General features: G+C 41.1%; 8 protein-coding genes. 3 read left to right on the plus strand and 5 right to left on the minus strand.

Going from position 1 to position 10,865, the window contains the following annotated elements; translation table 11 throughout:
* Positions 1-11: 11 nt before the first annotated feature.
* The 4 genes from PARA125_RS06085 to PARA125_RS06100 form a co-directional block, all read right to left on the minus strand.
* Complete coding sequence (locus PARA125_RS06085) at positions 12-4,064, minus strand: PEP/pyruvate-binding domain-containing protein (RefSeq protein WP_213157828.1); 4,053 nt, start codon at positions 4,062-4,064, stop codon at positions 12-14.
* Between the two features lie 31 nt (positions 4,065-4,095).
* Complete coding sequence (locus PARA125_RS06090; RefSeq protein ID WP_213157829.1) at positions 4,096-4,530, minus strand: YbhB/YbcL family Raf kinase inhibitor-like protein; 435 nt, start codon at positions 4,528-4,530, stop codon at positions 4,096-4,098.
* 19 nt (positions 4,531-4,549) lie between these two features.
* Positions 4,550-4,954: a hypothetical protein gene (locus PARA125_RS06095; RefSeq protein WP_213157831.1), complete on the minus strand. Its 405-nt coding sequence runs from the start codon at positions 4,952-4,954 to the stop codon at positions 4,550-4,552.
* A 1,035-nt stretch (positions 4,955-5,989) separates the two neighbouring features.
* Positions 5,990-6,220, minus strand: coding sequence for a hypothetical protein (locus PARA125_RS06100; protein WP_213157833.1), 231 nt, complete (start codon positions 6,218-6,220; stop codon positions 5,990-5,992).
* Positions 6,221-6,496: 276 nt separating this feature from the next.
* On the opposite strand from PARA125_RS06100, the gene PARA125_RS06105 reads away from it, so the two are divergent.
* Positions 6,497-7,180: a hypothetical protein gene (locus PARA125_RS06105; RefSeq protein ID WP_213157835.1), complete on the plus strand. Its 684-nt coding sequence runs from the start codon at positions 6,497-6,499 to the stop codon at positions 7,178-7,180.
* The gene (gene astB, locus PARA125_RS06110) at positions 7,152-8,498 is read left to right on the plus strand and encodes an N-succinylarginine dihydrolase (protein ID WP_213157837.1); all 1,347 of its coding nucleotides are present in this window, start codon (positions 7,152-7,154) and stop codon (positions 8,496-8,498) included. Before PARA125_RS06105 ends, astB begins: the two co-directional genes overlap by 29 nt.
* Here the strand turns inward: astB and PARA125_RS06115 are convergent.
* A complete protein-coding gene (locus PARA125_RS06115) occupies positions 8,455-9,966 on the minus strand; it encodes a mercuric reductase (RefSeq protein ID WP_213157839.1) in 1,512 nt (503 codons plus the stop codon). The two genes, astB and PARA125_RS06115, sit on opposite strands and share 44 nt — an antisense overlap.
* Positions 9,967-10,226: 260 nt before the next feature.
* Between PARA125_RS06115 and PARA125_RS06120 the strand changes: the two genes are divergently transcribed.
* Positions 10,227-10,649 carry an OsmC family protein gene (locus tag PARA125_RS06120; RefSeq protein WP_249274224.1) on the plus strand — a complete coding sequence of 141 codons (423 nt, stop codon included), beginning with the start codon at positions 10,227-10,229 and terminating at the stop codon, positions 10,647-10,649.
* Positions 10,650-10,865: the final 216 nt, after the last annotated feature.

Raw genomic sequence — 10,865 nt, forward strand, 5'->3', positions numbered from 1 at the left:
CAAAATTCAACTTAATACTCCATTAGAGGAAGCAAGCGAATCCCAGAAGGGTGGATAAGTTTTTGTACACGCCCTCGCGAGAGGCGGATTTTGAGCGATCCGAAAGGCTCTGCTAACGTCTCGGGAGGAGAGGATTTGATAACCGTGGCAGCAATCCACTGAGCGGTGTTAGGAAACTTGACAAGTATCCGGCTCTCTTTTTTTATTTCGTGCATATCTACCACAGGTGTAGACTGGAGGGCCACTTCTGTAGCAACAGGATAACCATCCACAATTTTTCCCTGGGCTCCTTGTTGAAGCACACGCTCAATTGCAGGAGATAAAGATAAACTTTTACCGTGGATAGAGAGATCCACCACCGTTCCATCTTGCTGGTTAGCAATCAAAAACTTTACAAACTGGGCGGCCCCCTCGTGGTCCTGCTTTTTTAAAAGGTTTTTTAAAATCGCTAAATGTAAAGCCAAATAAAAAATCTTGGTTTCCGCGGGGTCTTCTAGATGATAAAGGAGTTTTTCGCGATGAGAAACAAGTAATTCACTCGCTTTTGGATGGTTTAAAATATCATCTAAAGCCCAATCCGAAAATTCGTCTAATCCAAAAAATTGGGAGTCACTTCCATACGCGCAAAAATAGCGGGGATGCGTTTGTAAAAAATCGACTAAAGCAAAGAAAACCTTGGTAAAAAGATCCGCTCCATTTTTTTTAAAATGCATTCCCAGATAAGATAAAATCGTTTGGCACTCCTTATTCCATTTTTGAGAAAAGCAGCGCTGCATCAGAGCCTGAAAATAAGGAGCGCCCGCTTTAAACCAGGCTAAAGTATTTTCTTTTGAAGCCCATAAGGCTTTCCACACATACACATTGCCGTTATCCACACTTTCTAATTTTAAGGAGGCTAGCTTATCCCGCTCAACTAAGGTATCCTCTAGCGCCTTGATGAGAAGTTGAGTTATAAATTTGAGTTTTTTTTCCGATCTAACCTCTTCCGGTGTAAAACTCCACCAAAAAAATAGCATTTTCAAGTGAGTGTCATATTCTGGATAAATCACAAACTTCAAGTTCTGGGCTAAGCTTTGAATGCACACATCCTTTCCGATCTTATCCATTCTGCCCCCCCGGTTATGCCCAATCATCCGCACTTCAACCTGTACTTTTTTATCTACAAGATGATAGCCCACATCGATAATGGTGCTGTGATTCTTAACGGGGATATTATACTTCAAGCTAAAGCAAGGATAAAGATAGGAGACTCCCACCCAATTCGCATGGACAGGAACTTGCACACCTTCGCGAACAAAGCAATCTTGCTTAATGCTTAACAGACTATTATGCAAAAGATAAATAGCCGATGGGAGTTTACCTTCCCAAAGAGGCACGCAAGCGGCCATTTGTGCCACCAAAATATTTTGGTGCATGAGGGTACATAAATCTTCTAAGGTGGAATGGGAAGGTAGCTCTTGATTCTTAAAATACGCACTGCTAATCACCAGAGCGTTCACGTTAAAATCGACACTCGGCAATAACTGCTCTTCCCCATAGGTATGGATGTGATTAAAAGCCCTTTGGATAGCCTGAATAATGATTTCTCGGTAGTCACCGGGCAATTTATCCCCAAAACCTTCAATCGTTCTGATCCATGCTTGTATATTTGCTGAAGGAATATGCATCACCCAAATTTGCATTAAGTCAAAAAGGGACAGTAACATTTCTTTAAAGCGAGAAACTTGCAATGCTTTATCTTGGGTTGAATAGATAGAGCTACTTTTGAGTTCTTTTATGGCTCGGTCGTAAATTTCAACCGTCTCTTGCAAAAATTTTAATAAAACAACGCGGATTAACCATTGGTTTGCAGGAAGTGAAAAAAACTGATGCGTCATGTCATGCAGTTCAGGCAAAAGGCTTGTCTTAAGATCCCTCCACAGGAGCTCAAATTGCTCAGGTTCTCCCCAGAGCGTTAATTTTTCTCTGAAAATGTGCCAATTTTGCCGCGCTGTCGAAATTTGACTTAGAGAGGACAAGGAGTTTTTAAACTGGACTTCTAGATGATTCAAAAGCTCTTTTGAAGACTCTGCCTGCTTTTCTTTCCATGCATGGGAAAAAGCAATATTGATCCATTCTTCACTAATTTTGTTTTCTTGAATTTCGTAGATCAAACTTTCAAGTTTTTTAAGAGCCTCCATGTCTTGAAATAAAGGCTCTATAAAGGCTCTCCATGCCTTTTTGACTTCTGCTACAACCGCATATTTCTCCATTTGGAAAACTAAATATTGCTCTTCTAAAATTTCCTTGCGAGAGTCGGTTTCAAGAATATCGACACTTCTTTTCTGAAAAAATAGAGCTTCTAGCCGTTTAAGCGCATGTAATTTTTGCTTTCTAGAAGCTTCTCTGACAAAATACCCTTGCCAAAGGTGGAAAGCATGGTTGAAAAGTTTCTTTAATCGCTGTTTAAGCAGCGGTTTATCCTCCATGTTTTGCATTTCTGCTGCTAGAGAACCCACGAGTTTTTTAACTCCCCCTTCTTCAAGTTGTTGATGAGCCGCCTTAAATAATTCTCTTAGCTCTTTATTTGTTAGAGAAGGGAGATTTAAGTTTTCAAAAGGCACCTCTTCTCTCTCAGGAATGGATTCAATAGCAGGAATAGGATGAGAGGTCCACCCTTCTTCTATAATCCCTTTTTCTTTTAACCATTCCCATAAGGTGTCTTTTGCAGGTCCTGGGCAAGAGGCGATAAATAACTTACCTTGTTGTGAATCGAGCAAAGCAAAACAATCGGATCGATCAAGCTGCTCGGAGAGAATATCGATCCCGCATAAAACTTCAATTCCCTGTTCTCGCAATGAGCAAGCAGCATGAGAAGTGGTGGCCGCAGAAATCCTCGCAAAAATGGCTTTGGCCGTGGATTTGCTATCCTGAAGATAATGATTAAAACCTTTTTCCAAGGTGGCATCTTGGATCAGCTCATTGGCTCGCGTTAATAAAGTGACTCCCCCTTTTGAAGCAATCGTTTCCCCTTGATAAACCGAAAAATCTTGCACATGTTCGCGTAAACGTTGTTCATTTACAAAAGTAGGGCTTAGCTTCTTAGAAGAGATTAAGGGGCGCGCCTGCACCAAAAAAAGGGTTTGATTCGAATAAACCCATTCCACTTCCATCGTTTTTTGAAAAAAGGACTGAATTTTTTCAGCCAAATGATAAAAAATAAAAAGCAAGGAAGGGCTTAAAGTTGCACTCGTGCGCAACTCCCACGGATTGTCAATGGTGACAAATTCCCCTGCTAAGCTCGCAACCATCCTTTTCTTTTTGAAAGGGATAATCGAATGAATGTCATCTGGATACACATAAAAGGTATCAAAAGGCTGGATGTTCTTCACCAAAGCTTCATTATGTCCGTAAAGAGCCTGAAGTTGAATAAGCTGGGGAGTATACCCTAAAACTTCTTGAGTGTGTAAAATCCCTGACACCGGAATGCCTAGGCGGCAACTGCTTTCGTAAATTTCCCCTATCATCACCTGGATAAATACTGCTAAAAAAGGGGTAGAGTAAGGATCATCTTCTCCCAAAGCACGCAAACGCAAAGATTTCACCGAATGATAAGAAGCGATAACTTTTCCAATCCCCACTGAAATGGCGGCAATATCTGGCAAAATTCCCGATTCCGAACGATTTCCCCCCGCATTTGAAAAAGTTTCCCCATCTTCCCGTCCCGTACTGCGTACCACTAAAACCTGATCTTTTTCCACCTTATGGGTTAAAAACTCCTCCAAGGCAGCGGAATGAAAAGGGTAGTTTGTAAATACGTGGATCAGGTTCTCTTGAATTTTCCACAAGCAGAGCTGGGCATCCGGACTAAAGGAGGCTTCTTCGGTTTGGATTTGAGTAAATATGGCCCAATCTTCTAAATATTCCGGGTAATACTGATCAATATGAGCAAATATTTCAGCATGAGCAAAACAAATAAATGGAGGGACACACACCTGAATTTCCGGGATGGATAACAAGTGGCACAATTCATTTAATTTAATAAGATTAGCGGCTTTATGCCCAAAATTAGTTTCCGGAATCACTCTCAGTTTCTACCCTTGATAAGCGTGTTGATCAACGTTGATATTTCCCGATTAAGACAGCTTTTGCAAGGATATGTCCTTCCATAGCCTCTAATACCCTTTTTTTTGAACTTCCTGTGGGTAAATTTAACTGAATGTCTAAGGCATATACTTGAATGACATACCGATGAGGACTTCCAGGCGGAGGACAAGGGCCCCTGTATTTATCAACATGAAAACTATTTTTACCTTCCATAGGAACTTGAGCCCCCTCTGCTAAAGTCATGAGATGAGGAGGGAGATTCCATACAATCCAATGGTCAAATACTCCTCGCGGCGCATCGGGATCTTCCATAATCAACGTTAAGCTTTTAGCATTTGAGGGAACATCCTGAAAAACAAGAGGGGGAGAAAGATCTTCCCCTTCACAGGTATATTTTTTTGGAATGGGGTGTTCATGCTTAAAGGCTGGGCTTGTAATCTCCATGTCCTTACTCGATTAAAAGTTACTCTGCGGAGTCGAGAGAATCTAATTTTTCTACCCGATCTCCTCGTTTGTGATCTTTATCTAAATTTTTGATCAAATTTTGGAAATCTTTAATGGTTTCCTGAAAAAGAGAAGCTTGCACAGCTCCCACTTTTTCCTGGGTAACTTTATCTTTAATCTGGTGAATTTCTGTCAAAAGTTTCCGCAGGTTCTTTATTTCTTCCTCAAAAGTAGGATGAGATCCCTGCATAGCTTTCACCTGATAATCCCCAAGATCCTTTAAACTTTTTAAAGCTTTTTGGGTCTCTTTTAAATGGAGAGAAAAGTCCTCTTTAGAAAGGGAAGTTTTAAATGCCACACTTTTAATAAAGCTCTCCAGTGTTTTGGAGGCTTGATTTAAAACTTGATAAATAGAATTTTCCATTTTTCCACCTTAAAGGTTTTTGCGTAGATCATGGGCCATTTCTAACAAGAATTATTTCAGAAAGCCCCTTTTATAGACGAGCATTTGCATGAGCTCGCCTGCCCAGCAAACGAGCTTTTTTCATATATAAGAGACAATCATAAATGAGAGGGAGACTTTAGTTTTAGAGGGGAAAGACAAGCTCAATTCCCCTCATGCAAGAGATGCCCTTCAGTGACAGCCAAAGGAGACGAGCCTCTATGACTGGATTCCACCTACCCCTCTTGTTATTGCTAAAAGCTTTATCTCTGTTTTTGGTGCATATTCAGCAACCTAGCTGATCTTTTTCTTTCTGCAAAAGCGCTATTGCCAAATAAATAGCTTAGTCCGTGCTGCAATTTCAAAGCTGGAGTTAATGAACAGCCCCCATGCTTATTTATAAAAAAGAAAGGTTAGAAGCTGTCTCGAAAAAACATTTTTAAAAAATGAAATTCGCAAAAAGATAATTTAATCCTGTTTTGGCTTCAACGAATGAGTGGATTTTTTAGGCGTACACGGGCACGCATATCCTTTTGCTTGAGTTAAAACAAACACCCCAATACCCATTCGATTAACTCAACCCCTTGGAGAAGTTACGCCTTACAAACCAGGCCAATCAAGGATATTAAGCACTTTGCCTAGGAAAGGGCAATTTTCACCCAAAACCTCGAGGGCCAACACGGCCTGTGCATTTTCCATCAGTTGGCTTTATCTCTTTTTAAGCCCTAATTTCTCTCTCTAGCCGCTTAAATAATCATGCTGCGTACAAGCCAGAAAAGGGCTAGTTTGCTAACTTTGCAAAAGCCAAGGATAAAGAGTGGATGGCTTCCAGAATTTAAAAGTCCCTTATATAGGGAAGCGTGTGAAGAAGCTCTTTTAGTTTCACCTTTGGGGTAACCAATACGCTATATTGGCTATCACAAACCTATCTTTCCCGACCCATGTAAAAAAAGAAGAATCATCTAATCGAGTTCCTCAGACGCATCCCTAAGCAGCCTTAAATCGCTTATTGTTTAATCATTCAATAATTTTAAGGTTTGCCCCAACCCCTTCTATCTCTTCATCTTGTTCTTCGATAAAAGATTGGGCCCCTTTTAGCAGATAAGCTGCTAAAGCAGTATCACCTTCATAACTCATACACACTTGCATATTTCCATCCGCAGAAGGCGGATCACAGGTGATAAGGACATAACAAGCATGGTTTTTTGCTAATTCTTTTTTAATTTGACTTGCGTCCAGACGCTTCATCCCCTCTCCTTAATAATGGGGTGTCCAAGAAAAAAATGAAAAAGAGCGTTCCTTTATCATTTGGCAAAAGTCTCTAAAAGGCCTCATCAATCCGGATTTGGACCACTATTCGTCACATTAGCCGAAGCGCAGATTTATTACAAAGTCAAAACAAGAATTTTTTCGGGCGCCTCCCTCCCTTCCCCATTCCCCTTGCAAAAAAGAAAAAAACATTTGTCATGCGATCTATTTTCTTTATATAGTGCGATAAGAATCCTATTAACTTGGAGCCATCCAATGGCAATGCATACTTTTTTTCATGATGGCAGATGGATCCAAGCTAAATTCAGCCATTTCACTTATAAAATGACCTTAAATAGAAACAAGATTGACCGTGGAGAAGCTATAAGGGGGGCTTTAGAAGCTGCTTTATGCCGTTTTAATAGTCGGTCTTTTCTTTCCAAAGAAAGGAAGCCCCGTACAAAAGCTGTACAAACTATTTTAGGAGGGCTAAACGCTTTACAAGAAGCCCTCAGGCTCCTTTATGCGTATGGAAAAAAAGCTGCTAAAATCTTTAGCAAGCCATATTCGATGTTTTCCAAAAATCCTAGAAAAGCCGCTCAGGAAGCAGGCAAACACTTTTGGGAATCAAGCCATAAAGTTTATGCAAGGGTGGCTAAAATTTCAATTCCTCAAGCCGATAATGGCGTTAAGGGCCTTCATAAGCCTCGTGGAGTGACAGCTGCTTTAGGACTTTTTAGATTGCCAGGCCAGCTTCCCAATGGCCACATGGTTGCCACCCTACTGGCTTTTAAACCTAGTGAGCCGGCTCCTTTGCACAGCCTCGGTATACAGCTGATTATTATAGCGATTTTGTTATTTCAACTGAAGGGCGTCTTTTACAAATGTCAACAAAGTTTTTCCCAAAATCATTCTATCGACAGGGTTTACAATGAATCAAGCGTACGAAGTCAATTTTGATGGATTAGTGGGACCTACCCACGCTTATGGCAACCTTTCATACGGAAATGCCGCACCTTTAGAAACCCAAAATCTTCCTTCTAATCCAAAAGCTGCAGCCTTGCAAGGATTAGAAAAAATGAAGAGGTTGCATGACTTAGGTATCAAACAAGGTGTACTTCCCCCTCCTGAACGCCCTCATATCCCTACTCTGCGCAACTTAGGATTCACTGAGGTAGAAGAGCGTTTAGGCGCAGCTGTTTTTAAAGCTTCTCCGGAAATTTTTTTCAGCTGCTTTTCCGCTGAAAACATTTGGACAGCCAATGCGGCCACCATTTCTCCTTCTATAGATTCTTCCGATAAGCACGTACACTTTACCCCCGCAAATTTATGCAGTAAATTTCACCGAGCTTTCGATTACCAAACCGCCCAAAAAATCTTAAAAACCATCTTTTCCAATCCTATTTACTTTACCCACCACGACGCGCTCCCTTCAAATAGCTATTTTTCGGATGAAGGATCAGCCAACCATACTCGCTTTTGCAGCCGCTATGAGCATCCAGGAGTGCAGTTGTTTGTGTATGGAAAATCAAGCTTTCACCCCACAATTATCCAACCTTCTAAGTTCCCTCCTCGTCAAGCGGATGAAGCCAGCTTCGCCATTGCCAGAATGCATAAACTATACCCAAAACATACCATCTTCGCTCAGCAGAATCCAGCAGCCATTGATGCAGGCGTATTTCACAATGATCTTATTGCCTTGGGGAACCAATATGTATTTCTTTATCACGAAAATGCCTTTTTTCAAACGGAAGAAGTGATTGAAAATTTGCAAAAAAAAGTTCAAGAAGTTTGCTCAAGAGACCTATTTTTAGTCAAAGTGCCCAAGAAACGGATTTCCCTTTCCCAAGCCGTGAAATCGTCTTTATTTAATTCTCAACTTGTCACTTTAGAAAACCAGTCGATGGCAATTTTGGCCTCTCAAGAATGTCAAAAGATCCCAGCAGTTGAACTTTTTCTACGCGAGCTTACCGAAGAAGCTCACAATCCCATAAGCTCAGTGCATTATCTCGATCTCCAAAACATGCAAAATGGAGGAGGGCCTGCTTGCTTGCGATTGCGAGTGGTCCTGACAGAAAGGGAATTAGCCGAAACACATCCGCACGTGTTATTCTCAAATACCTTGTACCAAGTACTTACCAAATGGATTCATAAACACTATAGGGATCGCCTGGCTCCAAGTGATCTCATGGATCCCAAGTTAATTAAAGAAAGTCGTGAAGCTCTAGATGAGCTCACAAAAGTTTTGCAGCTTGGTTCCATTTACTCGTTTCAATAGAATTAACGCTCGATTGCTGTTGCAAAAGCCTCTCAGCAGCTGTGCGGATAGCCTGGCTTTGCGTAGGAAAAGGGTGTATAGATTTAGCTAAGGCCAGTAATCCCTTTTCCGAAGCCATTGCGACGCCAACTTGCGCAATTAAATCGCCAGCATGCTCCGCCATAATATCTGCTCCAATGATTGCATGCGATCCCTTTTTCACCATAAGCCTTACAAACCCGGTGGTTTCTTCATCCAAAATCGCGCGATCTACATCTGCTAATTCAACAACCGCTATTTCTGTAGCAATTCCACGCTCTTGAGCTTCTTCTTGACTCAAGCCGACATGAGCAATTTCAGGAGAAGTAAAGGTACACCAGGGAACAATTAAGGCATTTTTTTGTTCTTGGCCATCTTTTAACGCGTTTGTTACCGCTATAGAAGCTAATTCTTTAGAAATATGGGTAAATTTATATTTGGAGGTGACGTCCCCAATCGCATAGATATTAGGATTAGAGGTCTGCAGAAAATCATTCGTTGAAATCCCTTGATGACTGTCATAGCTCACCCCTGCTTGGTCAAGTCCTAGTCCTTCCACTACAGGTGCTCTGCCTGCAGCGATGAGGATTTCATCCACGGGGATGCTCGTTGAGTGCTGATCTAGGTATAAAACTTTTTCTTTCCCTTTTTTCTCCACACGCACGACTTTAGTTTGAGTAAAAATCTGCATCCCTTCTCTTTCCAATTCTTTCCGCAAACGCTCTGTTGCCATAGGGCTATCTTTCGGAAGCAGATGAGAGCCATGTGTCATTAACGTTACCTGAGAGCCAAAGCGCAAAAAAGCTTGCGAAAGTTCACAGCTGATGGGCCCTCCCCCTATCACCCCTAGCCGAGCAGGTAAAGTAGATAAGCTAAATATGGTTTGATTCGTATGGTAATCGGCCTCACTCAAGCCAGGAATTTCAAAGGGAACAGGTTGGGTACCAGTCGCAATGATGGCTTTTTTAAAATTAATGATTTGTCCACTCACTTCCAATTGATTAGGCCCGATAAAACGTCCTGTTCCTAGAAAAACATCTATGCCTAATTTTTTAAAATGCTCGGCAGAATCGTGCGGAGAAATAGTAGCTTGCAAACGATGCACTCTTTGCATGACTGCATGAAAGTTTACCTTCCAATTTGGAGGAATCTCCACTCCAAATTGCTGAGCATGACACACTTCTGCAACCAAACGGGAGGAACGGATCATCGCTTTGGAGGGGATACATCCATAACTTAAGCACTCGCCTCCAAAATGTTCTTTTTCCACAAACGCAACCTGGGCATCCAATTTTTTTGCTAAGGTAGCTGCCGTCATTCCACCCGGCCCGCCCCCTACTACGAGAAGATCATAAATGGCTACAGGCTTAGGATTCTTCCAATTTAAGGGAAATACGTCTTCTTGTAATTGGGCGCTAAATGAATGTGGGGGTGTATTTGAATGGACCATGGAATCCTCCGGTTATATCAAATTTTCTTTTAAAACATGCAAAAAAAATTGTCAATCCATGCCCTTCATTCCATTTGTTTAGCAAATTTATTCTATTCTCCTTATAAATTAAAAATTAAACAACCTAGCGCTATTTTCAAAAAAAATAGTTTTTAAGTTAAAAAATAACTGCAAAACAAAAAAAGTCTAAAATCCAGGTAAAAAGCAAGGCGGAAGAAGTGATCCGCCAGCATATTTGACATAAAAAAGGAGGAATCATTATGCAACGCAAAGGTTCAGCAGTATGGCAAGGAGATTTAACCCAGGGAAAAGGTATCCTTTCCACCGAAACGGGCGTCCTTCAACAAACCCCCTATTCATTTAAAACTCGCTTTGAAAATGAGAAAGGCACTAATCCCGAAGAATTGCTAGCAGCCGCTCATGCCGGATGTTTTGCTATGGCAATCTCTAATGAATTAAGTAAGGTAGGAATTACGCCTAAAGAACTTCAAGCTACTGCGACTATTTCCCTAGATAAAGTTCCAGATGGCTTTTCTATTACCAAAAGCCATATTGATTTAATTGCCGACATCCCTAATGCAGATAAAGCCAAATTTGAGGCCGCCGTTAAAGCTGCAGAGAAGGGCTGTCCCGTTTCAAAACTATTCAAAGCAGAAATCACTGTTTCCGCTAAACTTAAATAGTTTTTGATAAATAGACATTCACCCCCTGGCTTAAAACTAATCCAGGGGGCAGCAATTATACGAGAGGTGCTTTCGCATTTTACGCGCGATTGTAAATTTATTTAATACCGAAAAACCATTGGACTTGACTAACAATTAATTTATATTTCAGCGCAAATGAACAAAAATCGCTGTTGACCTCAAAAATTCAAGTTTGCAATAAACAATAATTGAGGC

Source organism: Parachlamydia sp. AcF125 (assembly GCF_018342475.1).
Taxonomy (GTDB): domain Bacteria; phylum Chlamydiota; class Chlamydiia; order Chlamydiales; family Parachlamydiaceae; genus Parachlamydia.

Bases quoted from the DNA above. Each gene is read 5' to 3' on its own strand.
- PARA125_RS06090 (WP_213157829.1), bottom strand. From the start codon at position 4,530: ATGGAGATTACAAGCCCAGCCTTTAAGCATGAACACCCCATTCCAAAA.
- PARA125_RS06095 (WP_213157831.1), bottom strand. From the start codon at position 4,954: ATGGAAAATTCTATTTATCAAGTTTTAAATCAAGCCTCCAAAACACTG.
- PARA125_RS06100 (WP_213157833.1), bottom strand. From the start codon at position 6,220: ATGAAGCGTCTGGACGCAAGTCAAATTAAAAAAGAATTAGCAAAAAAC.
- PARA125_RS06105 (WP_213157835.1), top strand. From the start codon at position 6,497: ATGGCAATGCATACTTTTTTTCATGATGGCAGATGGATCCAAGCTAAA.
- astB (WP_213157837.1), top strand. From the start codon at position 7,152: ATGAATCAAGCGTACGAAGTCAATTTTGATGGATTAGTGGGACCTACC.
- PARA125_RS06115 (WP_213157839.1), bottom strand. From the start codon at position 9,966: ATGGTCCATTCAAATACACCCCCACATTCATTTAGCGCCCAATTACAA.
- PARA125_RS06120 (WP_249274224.1), top strand. From the start codon at position 10,227: ATGCAACGCAAAGGTTCAGCAGTATGGCAAGGAGATTTAACCCAGGGA.